The 20,117-nt window shown below is 70.7% G+C and carries 16 protein-coding genes and 2 pseudogenes; 9 read left to right on the top strand and 9 right to left on the bottom strand.

The window, feature by feature from the left end:
• Window positions 1–66: 66 nt before the first annotated feature.
• Complete coding sequence (locus IF30_RS48310; protein WP_158835798.1) at window positions 67–267, bottom strand: hypothetical protein; 201 nt, start codon at window positions 265–267, stop codon at window positions 67–69.
• A 308-nt stretch (window positions 268–575) separates the two neighbouring features.
• Here IF30_RS48310 and IF30_RS0136955 point away from each other — a divergent pair, with 308 nt between their 5' ends.
• Complete coding sequence (locus tag IF30_RS0136955; protein ID WP_030246825.1) at window positions 576–1,382, top strand: DeoR/GlpR family DNA-binding transcription regulator; 807 nt, start codon at window positions 576–578, stop codon at window positions 1,380–1,382.
• A 186-nt stretch (window positions 1,383–1,568) separates the two neighbouring features.
• Here IF30_RS0136955 and IF30_RS47220 read toward each other — a convergent pair whose 3' ends face one another.
• Complete coding sequence (locus IF30_RS47220) at window positions 1,569–1,730, bottom strand: hypothetical protein (RefSeq protein ID WP_107054616.1); 162 nt, start codon at window positions 1,728–1,730, stop codon at window positions 1,569–1,571.
• Window positions 1,727–1,996, bottom strand: coding sequence for a galactokinase family protein (locus IF30_RS0136945; protein WP_030246824.1), 270 nt, complete (start codon window positions 1,994–1,996; stop codon window positions 1,727–1,729). The genes IF30_RS47220 and IF30_RS0136945 overlap by 4 nt, the downstream gene beginning before the upstream one ends.
• 250 nt (window positions 1,997–2,246) lie before the next feature.
• On the opposite strand from IF30_RS0136945, the gene galT reads away from it, so the two are divergent.
• Together galT and IF30_RS50900 are read left to right on the top strand one after the other, a co-directional pair.
• Window positions 2,247–3,350, top strand: coding sequence for a galactose-1-phosphate uridylyltransferase (gene galT, locus IF30_RS0136940; protein ID WP_030246822.1), 1,104 nt, complete (start codon window positions 2,247–2,249; stop codon window positions 3,348–3,350).
• Between the two features lie 255 nt (window positions 3,351–3,605).
• Entirely contained in the window at window positions 3,606–5,708 is a 2,103-nt protein-coding gene (locus IF30_RS50900) for an NEW3 domain-containing protein (RefSeq protein WP_078891995.1), read from the top strand.
• Window positions 5,709–5,794: 86 nt separating this feature from the next.
• On the opposite strand, the gene IF30_RS0136930 is transcribed toward IF30_RS50900, so the two are convergent.
• Window positions 5,795–7,888: an alpha-galactosidase gene (locus tag IF30_RS0136930; RefSeq protein ID WP_030246818.1), complete on the bottom strand. Its 2,094-nt coding sequence runs from the start codon at window positions 7,886–7,888 to the stop codon at window positions 5,795–5,797.
• Between the two features lie 234 nt (window positions 7,889–8,122).
• Here IF30_RS0136930 and IF30_RS0136925 point away from each other — a divergent pair, with 234 nt between their 5' ends.
• The gene (locus IF30_RS0136925) at window positions 8,123–8,626 is read left to right on the top strand and encodes a DinB family protein (protein WP_030246816.1); all 504 of its coding nucleotides are present in this window, start codon (window positions 8,123–8,125) and stop codon (window positions 8,624–8,626) included.
• A 41-nt stretch (window positions 8,627–8,667) separates the two neighbouring features.
• Here the strand turns inward: IF30_RS0136925 and IF30_RS0136920 are convergent, their stop codons facing one another.
• On the bottom strand, window positions 8,668–9,408 hold the full coding sequence (locus IF30_RS0136920) for an SDR family oxidoreductase (RefSeq protein ID WP_030246814.1): 741 nt from the start codon (window positions 9,406–9,408) through the stop codon (window positions 8,668–8,670).
• 367 nt (window positions 9,409–9,775) lie between these two features.
• Here IF30_RS0136920 and IF30_RS42570 point away from each other — a divergent pair, with 367 nt between their 5' ends.
• A complete protein-coding gene (locus IF30_RS42570) occupies window positions 9,776–9,955 on the top strand; it encodes a hypothetical protein (protein ID WP_037902490.1) in 180 nt (59 codons plus the stop codon).
• Window positions 9,956–10,303: 348 nt separating this feature from the next.
• On the opposite strand, the gene IF30_RS0136910 is transcribed toward IF30_RS42570, so the two are convergent.
• The 4 genes and pseudogenes from IF30_RS0136910 to IF30_RS44290 all read right to left on the bottom strand — a co-directional run bounded on the left by IF30_RS0136910 (window position 10,304) and on the right by IF30_RS44290 (window position 16,911).
• Complete coding sequence (locus IF30_RS0136910; RefSeq protein ID WP_158835795.1) at window positions 10,304–13,756, bottom strand: GDSL-type esterase/lipase family protein; 3,453 nt, start codon at window positions 13,754–13,756, stop codon at window positions 10,304–10,306.
• 797 nt (window positions 13,757–14,553) lie between these two features.
• Window positions 14,554–14,904 carry a peptidoglycan-binding domain-containing protein gene (locus tag IF30_RS44295; RefSeq protein ID WP_051712035.1) on the bottom strand — a complete coding sequence of 117 codons (351 nt, stop codon included), beginning with the start codon at window positions 14,902–14,904 and terminating at the stop codon, window positions 14,554–14,556.
• 93 nt (window positions 14,905–14,997) lie between these two features.
• Window positions 14,998–15,309: pseudogene (locus tag IF30_RS49945) on the bottom strand (suppressor of fused domain protein); the annotation flags it as partial.
• Between the two features lie 834 nt (window positions 15,310–16,143).
• On the bottom strand, window positions 16,144–16,911 hold the full coding sequence (locus IF30_RS44290; protein WP_051712033.1) for a hypothetical protein: 768 nt from the start codon (window positions 16,909–16,911) through the stop codon (window positions 16,144–16,146).
• Between the two features lie 471 nt (window positions 16,912–17,382).
• On the opposite strand from IF30_RS44290, the gene IF30_RS0136885 reads away from it, so the two are divergent.
• The 4 genes and pseudogenes from IF30_RS0136885 (at window position 17,383) to IF30_RS0136865 (ending at window position 19,944) form a co-directional block, all read left to right on the top strand.
• Window positions 17,383–18,072: an SMI1/KNR4 family protein gene (locus tag IF30_RS0136885; RefSeq protein ID WP_030246802.1), complete on the top strand. Its 690-nt coding sequence runs from the start codon at window positions 17,383–17,385 to the stop codon at window positions 18,070–18,072.
• 297 nt (window positions 18,073–18,369) lie between these two features.
• A pseudogene (locus tag IF30_RS0136880) lies at window positions 18,370–18,759 on the top strand (transposase); the annotation flags it as partial.
• Window positions 18,760–18,994: 235 nt separating this feature from the next.
• Window positions 18,995–19,360, top strand: a complete 366-nt coding sequence (locus IF30_RS0136870) for an NUDIX domain-containing protein (protein ID WP_107054614.1) — start codon at window positions 18,995–18,997, stop codon at window positions 19,358–19,360.
• Complete coding sequence (locus tag IF30_RS0136865) at window positions 19,357–19,944, top strand: kinase (protein ID WP_051712029.1); 588 nt, start codon at window positions 19,357–19,359, stop codon at window positions 19,942–19,944. Before IF30_RS0136870 ends, IF30_RS0136865 begins: the two co-directional genes overlap by 4 nt.
• The last annotated feature ends 173 nt before the right edge of the window (window positions 19,945–20,117 follow it).

Here is a 20,117-nt window from a genome sequence, read left to right as displayed (position 1 = left end):
TCACCTGGCGGGCGAGCCACGTTCCCGGGCCGAAGGTGATCTCGTCCTGGCAGAGGATCAGCAGGGTCAGCGACGGGGCTTCCAGCGGGCGAAGATGCACCCCTGGTCGCCGGCGCCGATCCGGAACGGCACGCTGAGTCGGTCGAGAGCGAGCATTTCGCCGGGGGCGTGGACGGTGTAGCCGCTGCGGGTGTAGCTCGACATCTCGGTCGGCTCCCAGGCCGGCCTGGCCTGCTCGGCGCCCTGCAGAACGGCCTCACCGTCCAAGGCATCAACGCCTTCTGGCAGAACGTCGCCCAGGGCACCCTCCTGGTCACCGCCGTCGTCATCCAACAGCGCCGCAACCGCGAACGCGCGGTCGGCCTGCCCGCCTGACGTCCACGCTCCCCGAAGCCCTCCGCCCCGGGCCGCCGGTGCCGCGACCCCCGCGGCACCGGCGGCCCGTCTCCGCCGCCCGGTACCGGGCGCAGCGGCCGTCGCCGCCCTGGGATAATGGCCCGGCAGGACCCGGCCGCGTTCCCGGCGCCGACGAGAACGCACAAGCCGCACGTGCTCGTTCGATCGAAAGGTCATCCGTGGCTGACCAGACGCTGCTCGCCGCCCAACGCCAGGCGCTGATCCTGGAGGCGATCCGCCGGACCGGCGCGATCCGGGTCGCCGAACTGGTCGAGCAGTTCGGCGTCTCCGACATGACCATCCGCCGGGACCTCGACGCGCTGGTCCGTCAGGGAGCCGTGGAGAAGGTCCACGGCGGCGCGGTGGCGACCGGCACGGCCAGCACCTTCGAACCCGGCTTCGACGCCAAGTCCGGGCTGGAGGAGGGCACCAAGGCCACGCTCGCGGACGCCGCGGTGAAGCTGGTGGAGCCCGGCAGCGTGGTGGCCCTCTCAGCCGGGACTACGACCTACGCGGTCGCCTCCCGGCTGGTGGAGGTCCCGGAGCTGACGGTGGTGACCAACTCGCTGCGGATCGCGGACCTGCTGTGGGCGGCCGGCAGCGACGGGCGGGACACCGTGCCGTCGCTGCTGCTGACCGGCGGATCGCCCACCCGCTCGGCGGCCCTGGTGGGGGCGCTCGCCGACCAGACGATCCGTTCGCTGCACGTGGACGTGCTGATCCTCGGCGTGCACGGGGTGAGCGAGCAGGCCGGCCTCACCACGCCCAACCTGGCCGAGGCGCAGACCAACCGGGCCCTGATCGCCTCGGCACGCCGCACCGTCGTGGTCGCGGACCACACCAAGTGGGGCGTGGTCGGGCTGAGCAGCTTCGCGACCCTGGCGGAGGTCGACTGCTTCGTCACCGACGACGCCCTCCCGGCGTCCGCGCGCGAGGTGCTCGCCGAATCCGTCGGCGAGCTCGTCGTCGTCCCGACGGCCGGCTGAACGGACGGCTGAACGGACGGCTGAACGGACGGCTGAACGGACGGCTGGGTGCGCCCTGCCCGGGCCCGGGACGGGGGTCCTGTCCGGGCGCGGGACGGCCCCTGCCCGGTCTCCGGGCGGGTCCGGTCCGAGCCCCCCCGGCAGACGGGTGTGAGTGGGCGCCGAACGCCCGCTGAGCGGGCCCCGTCAGCCGACCCGCCGGGCCCCCGCCGAGGGGACGGCGGTGAAGGTGACCGGTGCGGCGAAGCCCGCCGAACGGAAGGCCGCCGTCACCGCCTCCGAGACCCGCGCCATGCGCGCGGCGTCCACCAGGGCGACGACCGACCCGCCGAAGCCGCCGCCGGTCATCCGGGCGCCAGGCCGTCGAGCGCGAGGTCGGTGACCGTGCCGTCGCCCTGGGCGCTGTACAGCCGCAGCCGCCGGTCGCTCCGGCTGCGGGCGGTGACGCGGGTGGTGTGGGGGAGGGCGATGGGCAGCACGAAGCCGTCGTTGTAGTCGGTGTGCTCGCCGATCAGGTTCGCCCGGCCGGGGGCGGCCCAGGTGCCGCTCGGCCGTCCGCCGTGGACGGACTCGAAGTCGGTGGCGGCCTCGTCGATCATCGCGTTCAGCTCCATGCCCGGTGCGCGGGTGGGTCCCGGTCGGCGGTGGCCATCCGCAGGCGGGAGCTCATTCCGACATAACCAAACATGACTGGCCCCCAGGGTCCACGATGGCTGTGTTCAGTCGGGTCGGCTCGACCGTTCGGGACACGCCAGGACGCACCGCCACCAGCGACAATGCCTGTTGACAAGCGATCGTCTCTGTTTGAATCTGTTGAAGCTCGAAAACTGCCGGGGCGACGTCCAACGCGTAAGGAGTACAGCGGTGCACAGAACCGCCACCAAGTTGGCCGACGGCCGCGAACTGGTCTACTTCGACCGGGAGCCGGGCGCGCTTCGCGACGCCGTGGACGAACGCCCGCTGGAGCCCACGGCGAGCCTTTCCGAGACCCGGCTCGACCCGGTCCTCGGCGAGTGGGTGACCGTCGCCGCCCACCGCCAGCAGCGCACCTACCACCCGCCGGCCGGCGAGTGCCCGCTGTGCCCCTCCCGCGACGGGCGGCTCAGCGAGATCCCGGCGGCCGACTACGAGGTCGCGGTGTTCGAGAACCGCTTCCCCTCGCTCGCCACCGGCGCCGCCGACCACGTCACGGCCCGGGACGGATCCCTGCACACCCTCCGGCCCGGCGACGGCCGGTGCGAGGTGGTCTGCTTCACCTCCGACCACGACGCCTCCTTCGCGGATCTGGACGAGCTCCGGGCGCGCCTGGTGCTGGACGCCTGGACGGACCGCACCGCGGAGCTGTCCGCCCTGCCCGGCGTCCGACAGGTGTACTGCTTCGAGAACCGAGGCGAGGAGATCGGGGTCACGCTCGCCCACCCCCACGGGCAGATCTACGCCTTCCCGTTCGTCCCCTCCCGCACCGCCCGGATGATCACCCGGGCCGAGGCGCACCGGGCCCGCACCGGGCGGAACCTGTTCGAGGACCTCCTCGCCGCCGAACGGAACCGCCCCGAGCGGCTGGTGCTCCAGGGCGAGCACTGGACGGCCTTCGTCCCGTTCGCCGCCCGCTGGCCGTACGAGGTCCACCTCTACCCCCACCGGCGGGTCGCCGACCTGACCGCGCTCGACGAGACCGAACGCGCCGAGTTCCCCGGCCTCTACCTGGAGCTGCTCCGCCGCTTCGACGCACTGTTCCCGGCCGCGCCCGGTGCGGCGCCGAACCGGACCCCGTACATCTCGGCCTGGCACCAGGCGCCGGGCAGCGGCGGCGGTGAACTCGCGCTCCACCTGGAGCTGTTCACCATCCGTCGGGCGCCTGGCAAGCTCAAGTACCTGGCCGGCGTGGAGTCCGGCCTGGACGCCTTCGTCACCGATGTGAGCCCGGAACAGGCCGCCGCCCGGCTCCGGGAGGCCGCCCGGCGCTGATCCGAGGGCTGCTCACGACACCGTCGGAGCCCACCGCGTCGAGCCGACCGCCGACGCCGTGGGCTCCGTCGGCATGCCCGGCCGCCGCCGGCGGGCCCGGTCACCGCCGATCCCTCGCACCGACGAACGCTCGCCGTTGATATCCGTCTGTTTGCGTTGACTATTGACTAGCTCTGTTTGATTTGGTTCGCTTTCCAGCGCCCTGCGCAGGGTTCCTGCACCACCGTCCGCACCCCTCCGGACCCAGGAGACACGATGCGCAAGACGTGGGCCGCGTTACTCGCGGCCTCGCTGGCGGCAGCACCCCTCGCCGCCGTCCCGCTCACCAGCACCCCCGCCGCGGCCGCCGACACAACCGGCACCCGCCTGGCCCTCACCCCGCCCATGGGCTGGAACGACTGGAACGCGTTCGGCTGCGACGTCGACGAGCAGCTGGTCGAGCAGACCGCCGACGAGCTGGTCTCGGCCGGTCTGCGGGCCGCCGGCTACCAGTACGTCAACATCGACGACTGCTGGATGGCCAAGGCCCGCGACGCCGAGGGCAGACTCGTCCCCGACCCGGTCAAGTTCCCGCACGGGATCACCGGCGTGGCCGCCTACGTGCACGCCAAGGGCCTCAAGCTCGGCATCTACGAGAGCGCCGGCACCCTCACCTGCGCGGGCTACCCCGGCAGCCTCGGCCACGAACAGCAGGACGCGACCTCCTTCGCCTCCTGGGGCGTCGACTACCTCAAGTACGACAACTGCTACAGCCAGGGCGTCCCCTCCCAGCAGCGCTACCGCGCGATGGGCGACGCGCTGGCGAAGACCGGCCGCCCGATGGTCTACAGCCTCTGCAACTGGGGTCTGGACAGCGTCTGGACCTGGGGCGGCACGGTCGGCCAACTGTGGCGCACCACCGGGGACATCGACCCGTCCTTCGGCCGGATGCTGGACATCTTCCACGCGAACGCCAAGCTCGCCGACTCCGCCGGGCCGGGCGGCTGGAACGACCCGGACATGCTGGAGGTCGGCAACGGCATGACGGCCACCGAGGACCGCGCCCACTTCTCGCTCTGGGCGGAGATGGCGGCCCCGCTGATCGCCGGCACCGACCTGCGCAAGGCGAGCGCCGACACCCTCGCGGTCTACGGCAACACCGAGGTCATCGCCGTCGACCAGGACCGTCTCGGCAAGCAGGGGCGGCCGGTGAGCATGACCGGCGGCCTGGACGTCCTGGCCAAGCCGCTCGCCGACGGCAGCGTCGCGGTGACGCTGTTCAACGAGAACGCCCAGGCCGCGGTGATCTCGACCACCGCGTCCGCGGTCGGCCTGCCGAAGACCAAGGGGTACCTCCTGCGCGACCTGTGGGCGCACACCGACGGGGAGAGCGCCGGCGCGATCAGCGCCACCGTGCCCGGGCACGGCGCGGTGATGTACAAGGTCACCCCGACCGACCACCCGGGCGGACAGCACCCCGACCTCGTGCTCGAGACCAAGGTGCCCGACCTCGCTCCGGGCGGTTCGGCCACCGCCACCACGGCCTTCGCCAACAACGGCGCCCAGTCCGCGAACGACGTGGTGCTCGCTCTGGAGGTGCCGGCCGGCTGGACGGTGGCCCCCGTGTCGCAGACCCGGTTCGGGCACGTGCCGCCCGGCGGCCGGGCGGAGGCCTCGTTCAAGGTGACCGCCCCGGTCGACCTGCCGACGCCGCTCACCCGGGCCACCCTCACCGGCACCGCCACCGCGCACGGGCCGGGCGGCCCGCAGAGCGTCACCGCGCCCGCGCCGGTCCTGCTGGCCGCACCCGTGCAGGCGCCGTACCGGACCTTCACCGACACCACGGCCGTCTTCGGCGCCCAGAACGGGACGTTCGCCATCGACGGCGCGGGCGCCGACCTCTACTACGACGTCGACGAGTACAGCACGGTCTACCGGTCGGGGGCCGAACACGACGGATCCAGCACGGTCGTGAAGCTCACCGCCCAGGCCCCGACCAGCGACTGGGCCAAGGCCGGGATCATGGTCCGCAACGACATCACCAAGCCCGGCGCGTCGACCGGTTACCTCGTGCTGGCGGAGGCCCCCGGCAGGGGATACGTGCTGCAGTGGGACAGCGACGGCGACGGCAAGCTGGACTCCAACAGCGCTCCGGCGAACCAGGGTTCGGGCTCGGCGAGCTACCCGAGCTGGCTGAAGCTGGTACGCGCCGGCGCGACCTACACCGGCTACTCCTCGACCGACGGGACCACCTGGACGAAGGTCGGCCAGGCGACCCTTCCGGGCGTGGCCGCGCTCCAGGACGTGGGGCTGTTCACCACCTCGCACAGCGCGGGCACCAGCGGCGAGGCCGACTTCACGGGCTTCACCCAGAGCTGAGCCACTGAGGACCGGAACACCGGGCCCCGGCCGGTCGGCGTCGACCGGCCGGGGCCCGTCCGGTCCCGGTCGGGCCTGGCGTTCGGTCAGGAGGCGACGGTCCAACTCTGGCCGGCCGCAGCCGGGTCGGCCGGGTTGGTCATGGCCGTGGAGCCTGCCGCGGTGCCGGCGACGTCCAGGGTCAGACCGTTGCCGACGTTGGTGACGGTGAGCGCGCCACCGCCGTTCTGGGCGACCTTCCACTTCTGCCAGGGATTGCCGGGCGAAGCGTCGAGCAGGTACGCGCTGCCGACGCCGCTGCCACCGGCGAGCACGGTGTGCGCCTGGGCTGCGGTGTAGCAGTTGTCGGTGATCGTCACGGTGCCGTCCGGGTTGGGCGTGAACAGCCACTGCTGGGCGGCGTCACCGCCGCGGTAGGCGTTGACGACGGAATTGCCGCCGACCGGTGCGGAGCAGCCGCCCTGGACTTCGAGCACCTGTCCCCCGGTGCCGCCCGCGCTGATCACGTGGTATTCGCCGTCGCCGACCACGGCCGGCCCGTTGCCCCCGGTGCCGCCGCCCGTACCGGTGCCCGCGCCGGCGATGCGGTAGAGCGCGACGCCGTGCGCGGGGATCCAGGTGCCGCCGACCGAGCCGGTGGCGGTGCCGGTGGTGCCGGTCCACAGCTCCCGGTAGCCGTAGGAGGAGCCGGTCAGGCCGAGGTCGGTGAAGCTCGCGCTGATCATGGCCCAGTTGTTCGGGTCCTGGTTGACCAGTGCCACCGCCAGGTCTCCGTTGGCGAGTCGGCGCTTGAGGACCACCGGGGCGGTCGGTGAGGAGGGGGCCCTGCCGACCAGGGTGGCCGGCTTGGCGAGGCCGTCCTGGTCGATGGCGATCATGTCGCGGTTCTTGAGCAGCGACAGCGCGGAGGAGCTGATGCCGGTGGACCACGTGTAGCCGTTCGCGGTGTGCTGCGAATCGGCGGCGGTGCGCAGGTCGGCGCCGGAGATGAGCGGGGCCGCCATCATCGACAGGACGGACAGCTCGGTGCGCGACTCGTCGTCCGTGAAGGGCTTGTGGCCCCGGGAGGTGTCGGTGACCCCCCAGACGCCGTAGGTGTCCTGCCAGCCGGCGAACATCATGTCCAGGTCGTTCCAGCTGCCCGGGTGGACGTTGCCCGGGTACCGCAGGGCGGTCTGCAGCTGGCCGTTGTAGAGCACGCCGTCCAGTTCGCTGTCCCGGTCGCCGCCGATCCGGCACGCGTTGGCGACCTGGCCGCACCAGACGCCGGTGGGCGAGTAGCCGGGCGCCTGGTGCGGCGGGGTGCCGGCCGCGGTGATCAGCGGATCGGTCCGGGCCGGGTCGTCGGCGCTCAGCAGGTAGGGGATGCCGGTGTGCGCGGGCTGCGCGGACAGGCTGAGGGTGACCTTGGGCTTGCCCGCGGCACCGGTCGCCGCGTCGAGGGCGCGCTGGAAGGTCTGGGTCCGGGCGTAGATGGAGCGGGTGAGCTCCTTGCCCTCGCCCTGCGGGTAGTAGGCGTAGCCGTCGGGGCCGTAGATGGTGGGGCCGTAGGGGCAGTCGTCGTACTTGACGAAGTCGACACCCCAGGAGACGAAGTCCGCGGCGTCGGTGCTCTCGTGCCCGAGGCTGCCGGGGTGGCCCTGGCAGGTGGTGTAGGTGTCGGTGGCGTAGAGGCCGAACTTCATGCCCTTGCTGTGGGCGTACCAGGCGAGGTACTGGATGCCGTTGACGGTTCTGCCGTCGACGGTCTGCGCGGGGAACTGGTTGGGCTCGGGGACGAGGTGACCGCTGGTCGGGTCGTTCCCCCGGCCGTCGGTGCCGCTGACCGGGCTGCCGTTGTCGTCGTAGAGCTGCATGGCGCCGTCGGCGGTCTTCACGAAGTCCGTGCTCTGGCCGTCGCGGTGACGCGCCGACCAGCCGTCGTCGACGGTGACGGTGTCGTAGCCCGCCTGTACCAGGCCGTTGGCCGACATGAAGTCGATGGTCTGCTTGATCTCGCTCTCGGTGACGTAGGCACCGATGCTGTTCCAGGAGTTCCAGCCCATGGGCGGGGTCAGGGCGGCGCCGTTGCCGAGGGCGGCGGCCGGCGTGGCGGTGGTGAGCGTGGCGACTCCGAGACCGGAGGCCGCGAGGGCCGTCGCGGCGAGCACGCCGACGACGCGGTGGGGTGTTCTGCGCATGTGGGGGCTTCCCGAGTGGGTGAGGGAGCCGGACGCGGGCCACCGAAAGGGCTCCGAGCTCGGCGCGAGGTGGATCCGCCCGGTGTCGGCGGCGGTGCCATACGATATTGCACCTAACAGAAACCGACAAGACTCAACACAAAGGCACTTGGTAGGTCGTCGGACAAGCGGAACGAGCCCCCGCCACACGGCACCCACCGGCCGGTGTCCGAGGGCTCTGCCACCGTCCGCGCCATGATCAGGACCGTGCCGTACACCGGCGGCGAGAAGGAAAGCCTGCACGCGGCCCTCGACCGGCACCGCGACACGGTGCTGTGGAAGGCCGACGGCCTGGACGACGAGCAGCTGCGCCGGCCCCTGACGCCCTCGGGCACCAATCTGCTGGGGCTGGTCAAACACCTCGACGGCGCCGAACTCGGCTGGTTCCGCGCGACCTTCGGCTTGGAGACCGGCCCGCTGCCGTTCGACCTCGACGCCGACGAAACCTCCGACATGAGGATCGAGCCGCACGAGTCGACGGCGGACGTGCCGGCCTTCTACGCCCGGGCACGCGCCGCCGCCGACGAGGCCGTCGACCGGCTGGAGCTGGACTCCCTCGGCACCTCCTGGTCCGGCCGGACGGTGTCACTGCGCTGGGTCCTGATCCACATGGCCACCGAAACCGCCCGGCACGCCGGGCACATGGACATCCTGCGCGAACTCACCGACGGCGCCACCGGCGACCACGACCGCCGCTGAGCCGGCGCTGAGCCACCGCTCGGCCGCACGGTCGCGCCGGTTCAGGCGGTGTAACCACCGTCCACCGCCAGCGCGGTGCCGGTGACGTAGCGCCCGCCGGGGCCGGCCAGGAAGGCCACGGCGGCGGCGATGTCCTCGGCCGCGCCGTAGCGCCCCAGGGCGGTCAGCCCCCGCTGGAAGTCGGCGGAGTCACCGTCGGCCGGGTTCATGTCGGTGTCGATCGGACCGGGGTCGACGAGGGTGGCGGTGATCCCGCGCGGCCCGAGCTCCCGGGCCAGACCCTTGGTCAGCCCGGTGAGCGCGGTCTTCGCGGTCGCCTGGAGGACGAAGCCCGCACCGGGGACGCGCCCGTTGAAGCAGGAGCCGATGCTGATGATCCGGCTGCCCTCGCCCATGTGCCGGGCGGCGGCCTGGGCGGCCAGGAACACCGACCGGATGTCGACGGCGAGCACCCGGTCGAGCTCCTCGACCGACACCTCGCCGAGCGGACCGTAGGTGAGGAAGCCCGCGTTGTTCACCAGGACGTCGATCCCGCCCAGTTCGCGGACCGTCTCCTCCACCGCCCGCGCGGCGGCGCCCGGCTCCGCCAGGTCCGCCCTGATCGCCACCGCCCGGCCGCCGGCCGCCTCGATCTCCTGAACCACCGCCCGAGCCTGCTCCTCGGCCCGGACGTACGTCAGCGCCACCGCCGCGCCGCCGGCTGCCAGCCGCTTGGCCACCGCCGCGCCGATCCCCCGGCTTCCGCCGGTCACCAGAGCCACCTTGCCGGTCAACTCGCCCATCGTTCCTCCCCTTTCACGGGTGCTGCGTTCGTCGCACCCCGAAAGTAGGAGCTGACACCAGTGTCAGGTTCAAGCCCGGCCGTTCAGTCCGCCGCGCAGCGCCATCGCAGGCTCCGTCAGCGGCTCCTCCGGAACGGGCCGCAGCCGCGCCGGTCGGCAGCAGACGGCGCCGGCCGATCCGGTCGCCGAGCGTGCCCACGGTGATGACCCGGCACGCCACCACCACCAGCCCGGTGGCCGTCGGAAAGTCGTGGGAGATTCTCCGGTGAGGGTGGGAGATTCTCCGGTGAGGGACGTCAAGAACGCGCCGGCGGCTCCGACCGACGGTCGAAGGGCCCCGCCGGGGCCCCACGACGAGGAGTACGCGATGAAGTTCATGACCGGCCTGCACATCGACCCGGCCGTGCTGGACGCGCTGGCCGACGAGGAGAAGGCGGCGCTCGGCGCCGGGCACCGCGAGTTCGTCGAGACCCTGAAGTCCTCCGGAGAGCTGATCCTCACCCAGGCGCTGGTCGACCCGTCCCAGGCCGGTTGTCCGGGCCCGTAGCTGCTCCATGTGGCGCAGCATCTCCGTGCGCCGGACCGGTCGGTGCGGGGGCTCGTCCTGGGACGTGAGCCGGTCGACTTCGCGGCGAGTTCGGGGTCGAGGCCCCTCTCTCCCGATCCGCGAAGGCCGCCGGATCCGGTTCCGACAGCCCCTGGCGCAGTTGCCGGTAGTACCCGGCAGGAGCCGACTCCCGGCACCCGGCCTCACGAGCGGACGCCTCCGGCTCCGTCTCACGGCGATTCGAGCTGCCGGGACGCGACGTCCCAGGGTGTCTCGGACGTGTGCCACCCTGAGTGAGGAGGCGGTGAGGCGTTCACCCACCGCCTCCTCACTGGAGTGCGGCCCCTGTTACCCGGCCAACCCGGCCAACCCGGCCGGTGCGCGCGGGGCCTGGATCAGGGCGGAGGGCGGTGCGCCCTTCTTCGGGTCCGTCGGGGCCGGCGTCTGGGCTGCGGCCGACGGCTTTGGTGCGATCACGCAGTTGGACTTGGCGGATTCCGCTTCGCCGTTGATGGCGGTGACGCAGAATTCGTAGTTCCAGACGCCGGGGACGAGGTAGGCGATGCCCCGGCTGGTCTCGTTGGTGATGTACTCGTCGGCCTTGAAGCCGCTGCCGTCGTGCTTGGACCCGCTGCTGTCGTCGACGTTACGGATCCAGACGCGGTAACCGGCGGCCCACACGGACCCGATCCACGACAGTTGGACGGTAGTGGCGTCGGTGGAGGTGACCTTCAGACCGGCGGGTGCCGGAGGTGTGCCGGCCCCGACGGTGACGGACCGGGCGACGCCCGGCATGCCGCCACCGGCGGCGTTCCAGGTGGCGACTGCGACGAGGTAGTGGTGGCCCTCCCGCAGCCCGTCGACGTGCGCCGAATTCCCCCTGACCGCGGTGCTGTTGAGGATCGCGCCGGGGGTGTCCCTGTCCCAGGTGATGATCTCGTACCGGTCGATCGTGTCGGTGTACGGGCCGGTCGCCGCGTCCCAGGACACGTCGACGCCGGTGGCGGTGGCCCGGGTGACGATTCCCTTGGGGGCCGCGGCGGTTTCCGGGTGTGCGACACCACCGACCGTGTGGGACCACTCGGACTTCCCGTCCTCACCGTTGTCGGTACGGACCTGGTATTCCCACTTCCACCCGTCGAGGGTCCAGGTGGTGTCGAAGCGGGGTGCTTTGACCGGTGTCTCGGTCCAGGTGCCGGAGCCCTGGATCCGGTGTCGGACGGTGTATCCGTGGGCGCCGAAGACCGGTTCCCAGTTCACGGTGATGCCGCTCGCCCCGGAGTCGATCCAGACCCTGTCCGGCGCGGGCGCCGGCCGGTCGGGGACATGCGCGGGAATGTCGATCAGTTGGCTGCCGAGACCGTAGCTGTCGTGCAAGGTGCGCACGAATGCCTGGGCGATCTGGTATTCGCCCAGGGCGTTGGGGTGCAGCCCGTCGTAGCCGGCAGGGCAGTCATGCGTGTCGCAGCTGTAGTTGCCGGCCCAGTCGACCAGGGCAACGCGGGACTTGTCGTTGTTCCACGACGGGATCGCGGCCGCGAGCATGCTGTTGTACTTGGTGGTGTTGACGGGCAGGTCGTCCCGGCCGCCGATGAACGTCCGCTGGGGAACATTGGCCACGGCGAGGTCGAGGTCCGGTTTGGCGGCGCGGGCCTGGTCGACGAGCGTCCGCATACTGTCCAGCGTGCCTTCCGGGCCGCTGACGAACCAACCCATGTCGTTGAAGCCGAGTCCGACCAGGAGCAGGTCGGGCTGGTACTTCGCCACCTGTTCGGCAATCAGTTTCTGGTCCTGTGCCGCCTGCCGGCCCCAGACCGAGAAGTGGTCGGGGTCGAAGTCCTTCGCGACCCCGGTGGCATACGCGCCCGAGGTGACGGGAGCGCTCTGAGCCGGTGGCGGGGCTTCCCCCTGCAACGGCGGCACGGGCGGGGGCTTGGGAGATTCCTGAGGACGGGTTCCCTGGTACGGACCGACGAAATCGACGTCGATGTGCTCCTTCTTGAACCATTCCCAAAGGCGGTAACGCCAGGTCCAGTCACCTTCGTAGCCCTGGCTCATCGAATCGCCCACCACCATCACCTTCAGTGGCACCTTCCCGCCGCCGGCTCGTGGTTCCGGGACCCAGTCCATGACGAGAGCCCAGCGGATGGCGTCCTCGAACGCCTCAGCGATCTTCTGGTTGCCCCCGTCGTTCGGCGTCAGTCCGTCACCGGACAGGTCCTCGGTGGTCATGGCGTCGGTGTCGGCCAGGACGACGTACCGTCCCTCGCTCTGCCAGGCGCCGACCATCGTGCGGATCTCGGCGTTGTAGGCGGTGATCCGGGCCTGGACGACGGGGTCGGTCGCCGGACCCAGGGTGGCGAGTGCCACGACCGTGCCCGGGTTGTCCTTCTGGATCTGGTCGACCAGGTCCTTCAGCCGCTGCGCGGCGCCGTCCTGCTTGCCGTCCCGCATGTCGTACGTGCCGGCCTGCAGCGTCACGATGTTGGGCCGGTACTTCGGCAGGGCGGTCGTGGACCGCTTGGCGATGGCGCTGATCTGCTCGCCGGGAGCGCCCTCGTAGGCCGGGTCTCCCTTCTGCCCAGTCGAGCCGGAGCCGACGAAGTCCACCGGTACGTCCCGCTTCTTGGAGACGAGCGAGATCAGGGCATAGAGCGAGCCGGCCAGGGTGACGCCGTAGCCGATCTTATCGGCGGGGCCCAAGGTCGAGTCGCCCAGCGGCATCACCTTCAGCTCCGGCGGTTCCGCCGCCGCCTGCATGCCGTTCCACCACACGGGGTAGTGGTCGCTGCTGCCTGCGTCCATACGGATCGCCCTGGCATTGCCGGTGCGGTCGTCGGAACTGACGAAGTAGTCCAGTTCGCCGCCGTGCTGGTGGGTGGGACGTCTGGAGTCGTAGACGTGGGCGCCGACCGGGAAGTCGGCCCGGTCTTGCAGCGTCCGCGGGTCGACGTTGAAATCGCCACCGGCCGTCCAGCGGTACTGCGCGCCCCAGGAGCGGACGGAGTCGCGGATCGCCGTCAGCAGGGTGTTGGAGTCACCGCCGCCGCTCGACAGGCCGTGCACGTTGAAGTACCAGTCGTCTCCGAACCGGACGCCCAGCGCGGCCCGGCCCCGCTCGAGCGGGTTGGTGACGACGCGTACCTCGTCGGGCTGGTCATGGGTGATGGTCGCCAGGTTCACCCGGCCACCTTGGCCCCGGCCGCCGTTGTCGTCGGTCTGGATGAAAAAGACGTGGTACGGGTTGGGCTGCCGCCGACTGGTGAGCGGCTGCCACATCGAGTGCCGGACGGTGTCACCGTCCGCGGTGGTGATGTCCGCCTGCCGGGTGGCAGAACTCGGGCCCTGGGGCCCGGCTTCCTGGACCAGGACGATATTGACAGACTCGGCGTAACGCTGGACCTCCGTGGTCCACTTGCTGGCCGTCCCGCCGCCCTCACCCTGGATGTTGTTGGTGATGATGGACGTCTGCCGTAACGGCGCCGCGGCGGCAGGGGAAGCTCCTGGTACCACGACAAGTGCCGTACCCAGAATCGACAGCGTTACCAGTGCCGCCCTGGATCTGGTCACCAGACGCAGCCGAGTCAGTGCACCGGTGAGGTGTTCCTTTAATACGTTCACCACGGCAAGGTTAGTGGACTCTACATCCATGTGATCTGCACGATCGAGCGGCATACGGCGTCCCGCGGCGCACAGTCCACGCGCCCGGAAGCCACCGGCCGGAAGGCCCGGATCACCACCCTCGAACAGCACGTCGTCGACCTGAGCTCGAGCCCCAGGACCAGACATGGCGCTGTTCACCGCGACGAACCTGGCGGGTGTGCGGCACTTCGGAGAGCTGGAGTTCCGGTTCGCCGGGGTGAAGGGTGTGCCGGCTCTTGACGGTGGTTCGGGCCGGCAGGAGACTCCCCTTCTGACATGCCCACACTCGATCGGTTGTTGGACGACGGCCCTTGTGGGCCGGTTCGAAGGCGTCTGCCCCGCGGTGGCCCAGGGTCCCGGGCCCGGCCGGTCCGGGGCCGCAGTGCTCACGGACGGCCCCTGGCGAAGCGCCACGGCGCTCTGACCTCATGTCCGGCCCCGGTGTGTGTGGCGTGGGCCCACGCGGCCCGGGAACGGCCCCTCCCGGACCTCCTGGTGCAACTCCTGATGTAGCTCCCGATGTGACTCCTGCTGCACCACCTGATGTGACTCCTGATGCCAGCACCCCCGCTCGGAGCGCAAGGGGGCATCTCTGCAGCTCAGCGGGCCAGCCAAGGTCCCTGGTAATTCCGCGCCTGTGCGGGTCGGGTGTGGTGGTGGCGTCCGGCGGTGTCGGCCGCGCGTCCGGTGAAGGCCGGACGCCGCTCCGGTCCCAGGCCAGAAAGCGGGTGGCGGCCTCACTTCGTGAGCGTTCCCGCCTGGCGGGCGCGGCCCCGTACGGTGGATTCGGCCCGCATGTGGGGGCCAGGGCTGTGTGGTGCGGTGCGAGGTTCGACGAGCCGTCCTCGTTGAGCGTACTGAGCCATCACCACCGGTGCCGATTGACGGCATCCCCGATGCCAGACGGCCCTGCCACTCCTGTGAAGGAGTGGCAGGGCCGTCTGGCATCGGCGAGGTTACGGAGTCGTCGGGATGTACTCGTAGCAATAGTCCATGACGCCCAGCGGATTTGCGTGCCAATACATATTCCACAGGGCGGTGCCGGTCCTGGGTCCGACAACGCCGTCGATGCTGAGGCCATTGCCGTACGCACGCTGGAAGTCCTCGACCATGCTCTTCGTGTCCGGCCCGAAGACGCCATCCGCGGCGATCCTGTGGCCGAGGCCGACGGAGTTCAGGAAGGCCTGAACACACGAAACGGCGGTTCCGCGCGACCCCTCCTGCACGTAAGGGGCGGTGTGGGAGGCCTGGGCCGTTCCGCTGAGGCCAATGACCACAGACAGCGACAACGTCACGCCCGCAGCCATCCATGCTATTGCGCGTGCCCTCATGCAATCACATCCATTTCTGGGGCCATCCCCCGGTGGCTCTGGTGATGACGGGCATCAGTCATTGGGGGCTCAGGCGACAGACGGCCGCCTCGGGTCGGTCGGGACGATGGCCTGCTCGTCGAAGAGCTGTTCAAGGGCTTCGTGGCCGTGCTCGCGGCGGTATGCCAGCTCGGCTGCGGTGACCGGTAGAGCCCAGAGGATGCGGGCATGGCGGTCGGGAAGCGGACAGTGCTCCAGGCCTGGACCGTGTAGGTAGGGGAGGCTGATCAGCAGGTGATCACAGTGGGAGCCGGGTAGCCACGGCTCCCCGATGGGCAGGCTGTGCTCAAGGTCGAGGTGGTGTTCGGCGTGGTAGTAGGCGGTCATGGCCAGAAGGTCAGCGAACCGCTCATCGCGGACCGGTGCGGTGAGGAGGAATTCGAGGCCGTGACCGCCCGCCTCGGCGGTGGACCCAGCAGCCGGCGGTGATGTAGGCCCAGCTGTCGGCGCGGGGCCCTGGGCTGACGGTAAAAATTCTCAGATCCGGAACTGCTTTCCTCCGCCCGGGGCCCAGGTCGTAGTCGTCGACCGTGATCGTGTGGCCGGTGAAGAAGCCGCGAACGTGGGCCTCGATGCTTGCGATAGACCGCTGGCTGCGCTGGCTCTCGAACATGATGGAGAGGATTTCACGGGCCGGTCCGGGCGTCCCGGCGGTGAGTCTGCCCCGCCGCGGGCGGGGCAGACTCACGGGTTCAGCTGACCTTGTCGGGCGTTTCGGTCCGTGCCCAAGTGCTGGCGAGGCGGTAGGAGTCGGTGCCGGTTGTGGCGGGCCAGTGATCGGCTGAGCAGGGTTGTTTTCGGGCTGGGGGTTGATGGGTTGGTTGGGAGGACCAGGCCGTGGGTGGGTCGTTTTTCGGAGCGGGGGCGGTTCTGAGGGTTGTCGCCGGCTGGCTGTCGTGGCCGGTTGACCTGAGGGTTTTGGTGTTGGCTGAGAACTTGTTGGCCGCGTGAGAAGTGGTGGGGATTTCCGCGGTCTGGATGAGAGCCCTGTATGTGCCGTGTGGGCTGGGGTGGCTGGCGCCTGGATGGCCTGTGGGTTCAGTGGGTGTGGTGGCGGTGTTGGGCTGGGCAGCGGTTCGACGTACGCCGCCCTGTCCCGGGCCTCGGACTCGCGGAGAACGAGCCGAGGGGTGGCACGTTCGTCAGGCCGTCGCCCGGGGGACGGCCTGGCCCATGTCAGGAGTGGAAGCGGAGCCGGATCAGCAGCGCGTCCTCGGCGAGGGTGTCCAGGTAGCGGTCGGCGTAGTCGAAGTAGGCGTGCCCGACGAGGGCTCCCGGCTCGATGGCGGTGTGGGTGCCGTCGAGCCACTCGCCGTCGAGGGTGAGCAGGACGTTCGTCGGTACCACTCGGGAGGCCCTCTGGCGGATGAACCGGTCGCGCTCGCAGGTGAAGTGGGCGACCGGGTCCGGCACCCCGGTCCACTTCGGCGCCTGGGGGTCGCTCGCGCGCCAGGCGGTCAGTGCCCGGATGACCGGCTGGTCGTGGAAGGCCGCGAAGGCGCGGCGCCCCGAGTCCGGGCCGGCCGGTTCGGCCTCAGCCATGGCGCGTTGCGACAGCGCGGGCTCGAACCGGGCGCTGAACTCGGCCCAGCCGTCCCAGTCGGCACCGGCCTGGGCAGCGACCGGCGCACGGTCGGCGTCCAGGGCGAGCAGGCCGCGCGGACCGCCGTCGCATCGGCTGGCCGGCTGCGGCTTGCGCGCGCTGCCGTCCGACCACAGTGGGTTGCGCACCAAACGGGGATCGTCCTCGTATCCGGGACGGACGGCGAAGCCGTTGTCGTCGTCTCCGCCGAAGATGTGCCACCAGTCCCACTCGCCCTGGACGGTGCCGTCCGGCAGGGGCTGGGCGTCGTACCAGAACGGGGCCATCGCGGCGGCCAGCGCCGCTGGCACCTCGGCCGGACCGGTCGGGGGCAGGCAGACGGTGATCAGGTCCCGAGTCATCAGGGGCTCACTCTCCTCGTGCTTCAACGGGCAGGCAACAAACCGGGGTTGCCCGCCGCTCATTGGGCCGGCGGACGACAGCCTCAGCGTTGCAGGTCAGACCACCGGTCCGCAGTACTGGTCGTTGCAAGGACCGTTCCACCGCTTGGCCGCGTTCCAGAGCATCGGGACGGGTCACCCAGGGCGTCCAGGCTGCCGAGCACCTTGCCGCCATGGCCCTCAAAGCGTGGAGCATGGCCGTACCGCGAACGCTGTGCTGCGGCCGTGGCGCCCCTGCCGCGGGGCCTGGGTCCAGTTCGACCTGATCAACCAGCACCACGGCTGGGAGCTCGACAAGGCCGTCCTCATCGTGCGCGCCTTACCGCGGGCACCTGGGCCGCCTTCGCCTGATCGCGGGTGGTCCGCCTTGTCACAGGGTTCGTCTACGGTGTGGCCCGTCCGGAAAGCGGAAGCGGAAGACGGGGAAGACACATGGCCACGGCGGATTTCGAGCGGCTGCGCGCGATCATGGGGGAGCCGGCCTACACCCCGGCCAGGGTGCCCTGGGAACTCGCCCCTGCCGAACTCGGCGTCCAACTACCCTCGGACTACCGGGCGTTCATCGACCTGTACGGGGGGGTGAACTTCAACGGCGAGTGGGGCATGATCTCCCCCCGGCGGGACGCCACGTACAACCTGCCCGGCGGCTTCGCGGGCTGGCGCACCAGGGCCGATGAGGAGTTCCGTGAAACCGTCGAGAGCGAGCACGGGTTCTGGAACAAGGACACCCCAGTCTTCCCCGACCCCGGCGGACTCCTGCCCTGGGCCATGAACAGCAACCACGCCTACGCCTGCTGGCTGACCACCGATCCGGACCCGGACCGGTGGCCGGTCGCGGTCTTCGACTGCGGCGAAGGCCTCGACGGCGAACTCGAACTCCACGAGGGCGGCTTCGCACGGTTCGTCGCCACCGTCCTCACCGGCGGCTACCCCCACCAGGACGAATGGCTGGTCACCCCGAACCCCGAGCACTGGGGGCCGCAGCCGCCGCGCCCGCTGTGGACGCCGAACCGCGACTGGGATGGCAACGACTGGGGCGGCCAGTGGGGCGTCAGCGGCTGGTCCGCGGAGTCGTGGAGCGGCCGGGCCGACGCACTCGCGATGCCCTGGGTGCGCCACTGACACCGCCGCACCGCGCGGCGGTGACGTCGTGCCGGGGACCGGCCGGGCCGAGGCAGTGGAGGAGAATCATGACCCGTCCAACCCCTGGGCGGCCCAGCCGGTTACGGGCCCGGCGTCTGCGGCGGGCCGGGTGTGGTGGTGCGTCCGGCGGTGTCGGCCGCGCGCTTTGCTCGGTGCGCCGCACACGCTGTGCCGAGCCGTCGGATGGTGGGTTGGTGGAGTCCACCTTGCGGACGTGCCCGCCTGGCGGGCGTGGCCCCGTACGGTCGATGAGGACCAGGATTACGACGACGGACGGGCGCAACCGGTGACGCACCCGCTTTCACCGCCGTGATGGCCCGCTTGCGTGTTCCCCGGCCGCGGGGGCGGCCCCGAACCCGGACGGACGTCGTCCTGGCCGACAAGGCGTACTCCTCGCGTGCCATCCGCGACCATCTGCGCAGGCGGGGCATCCGGACGGTGATTCCCGTTCCGGTGGACCAACGGGCCCACCGCCTGCGACGCGGCAGCCGTGGAGGCAGGCCGCCCGCCTTCGACCGCGAGACCTACGAGCAGCGGAACACCGTTGAGCGGTGCATCAACCGCCTCAAGCAGTGGCGAGGCATCGCCGCCCGATATGAGAAGACCGCGACCATCTACCTGGCCGGGCTCCACATCGCAGGTATCTTCCTCTGGTCCGCTCGATGATCCAAACCAAACTGCCTAGCCGGTGCGCCGGCCATCGAGCCAGTGCGGAAGAACAGGTTCACTCGCGGCCCGTGGGAGCGATCAAGATCGGAGTGCCGTGCCGAGCCCCGTTCCGAGCGGCTCGCTCGTGGACGTCGCCGAGCCACGCGAACTCCTCCTCGGCGGCAAACGGAACTGCCCCCACCATCTTGGAGAAGTCAACGGACCAGCGCCCCAGACCATCCATAATTCCGCCATGCTCAGAGAGTTATTTCTACGGCACGCAGATGCCCGGAGAACGGCCGACCACCTCGAATCGGGAGAGTCCGTCCTGGCCGGCATGGCCCGCGAGGCCGACGAGGAACTCGACATCACCATCCGGGAGGAGGACCTCGACCGGGTGCACACCCTCCACCACTTCGACACCGCCGACGGTGCCGGCCACCTCCAACTGTTCTTCGCCTACACCGGCGAGATCGCCAACCGTGAACCGGACAAATGCGCCGCCCTCCGCTTCTGGTCGCTGGACGGGCTTCCGGAGCCCATCGTCGGCGACACCGCCGACGCGCTCGCGCAGATCACCGCCGGCCGCCCGCTGTCCGTCGTCGGATGGCCGGCATGAGCACCACGAGCCACCCGAGGCTCCCGGCCGCCGGGGCGCCCGCAGGGAGCGCGGAGACCCGGCTCGTGATCGTCCGGGGAAACTCGGCGTCGGGCAAGTCGTCGGTGGCGGCTGGCATCCGGGACCGGTTCGGCCGGGGCCTGGCCGTGGTCGCCCAGGACAATCTCCGTCAGATCGTGCTGCACGAGCAGGACCGGCCCGGCGGCGCGAACATCGGCCTGATCGACACCGTGGCCCGGTACGCATTGGGCGCCGGCTACCACGTCGTCATCGAAGGCATCCTGTACGCCGATCACTACGGCGAGATGCTCACACGCCTGGTGGACGATCACCGCGGCATCACCCACTGCTACTACCTCGACATCCCGATCGACGAGACGCTGGTCCGCCACGCCTCGAAAACCGATCCCTGGTACCTGGCGGCGGCCGTCACCGAGCGTGAACTGCGCGACTGGTACCGCGAACACGACCTTCTACCGGGCGGCATCGAGACCATCATCGGCAGCGACAGCAGCCTCCGGGACACGGTCGACCGCATCATGCGCGACACCGCGCTCTCGGAGCTGCCCGCCCGCGACAACTAGTGCCGCATCAGGCAACGTTCGCCCTGCCGTGACATGGGTGGGGTCCGTCCCGCGTTCGAGGGTCGGCTGGGTGCGCCCCTGGAGCGCGTCAGTCGAAGTCGCTGGCGGAAGAGAGGCCCTCGACGAAGGACCCGAAGTCCGGGGCGAGGGCCAACTCCACGCTGAAGTCAGCG

The sequence above is a fragment of the Streptomyces sp. NRRL S-350 genome (assembly GCF_000719705.1).
Lineage (GTDB): Bacteria > Actinomycetota > Actinomycetes > Streptomycetales > Streptomycetaceae > Kitasatospora.
Note: the sequence above shows the minus strand (reverse complement) of the source record. Positions and strands in the feature narration are given on the sequence as shown.

Excerpts from the sequence above, each read along its gene's own strand:
- IF30_RS47220 (WP_107054616.1), bottom strand. The coding sequence starts at position 1,730 with ATGACCGGCGGCGGCTTCGGCGGGTCGGTCGTCGCCCTGGTGGACGCC.
- IF30_RS44290 (WP_051712033.1), bottom strand. The coding sequence starts at position 16,911 with ATGACTCGGGACCTGATCACCGTCTGCCTGCCCCCGACCGGTCCGGCC.
- IF30_RS42570 (WP_037902490.1), top strand. The coding sequence starts at position 9,776 with ATGAAGTTCATGACCGGCCTGCACATCGACCCGGCCGTGCTGGACGCG.
- IF30_RS50900 (WP_078891995.1), top strand. The coding sequence starts at position 3,606 with ATGCGCAAGACGTGGGCCGCGTTACTCGCGGCCTCGCTGGCGGCAGCA.
- IF30_RS0136920 (WP_030246814.1), bottom strand. The coding sequence starts at position 9,408 with ATGGGCGAGTTGACCGGCAAGGTGGCTCTGGTGACCGGCGGAAGCCGG.
- IF30_RS44295 (WP_051712035.1), bottom strand. The coding sequence starts at position 14,904 with ATGGCTGCGGGCGTGACGTTGTCGCTGTCTGTGGTCATTGGCCTCAGC.
- IF30_RS0136885 (WP_030246802.1), top strand. The coding sequence starts at position 17,383 with ATGGCCACGGCGGATTTCGAGCGGCTGCGCGCGATCATGGGGGAGCCG.
- IF30_RS0136865 (WP_051712029.1), top strand. The coding sequence starts at position 19,357 with ATGAGCACCACGAGCCACCCGAGGCTCCCGGCCGCCGGGGCGCCCGCA.
- IF30_RS0136870 (WP_107054614.1), top strand. The coding sequence starts at position 18,995 with ATGCTCAGAGAGTTATTTCTACGGCACGCAGATGCCCGGAGAACGGCC.
- IF30_RS0136945 (WP_030246824.1), bottom strand. The coding sequence starts at position 1,996 with ATGGAGCTGAACGCGATGATCGACGAGGCCGCCACCGACTTCGAGTCC.
- IF30_RS0136930 (WP_030246818.1), bottom strand. The coding sequence starts at position 7,888 with ATGCGCAGAACACCCCACCGCGTCGTCGGCGTGCTCGCCGCGACGGCC.
- IF30_RS0136925 (WP_030246816.1), top strand. The coding sequence starts at position 8,123 with ATGATCAGGACCGTGCCGTACACCGGCGGCGAGAAGGAAAGCCTGCAC.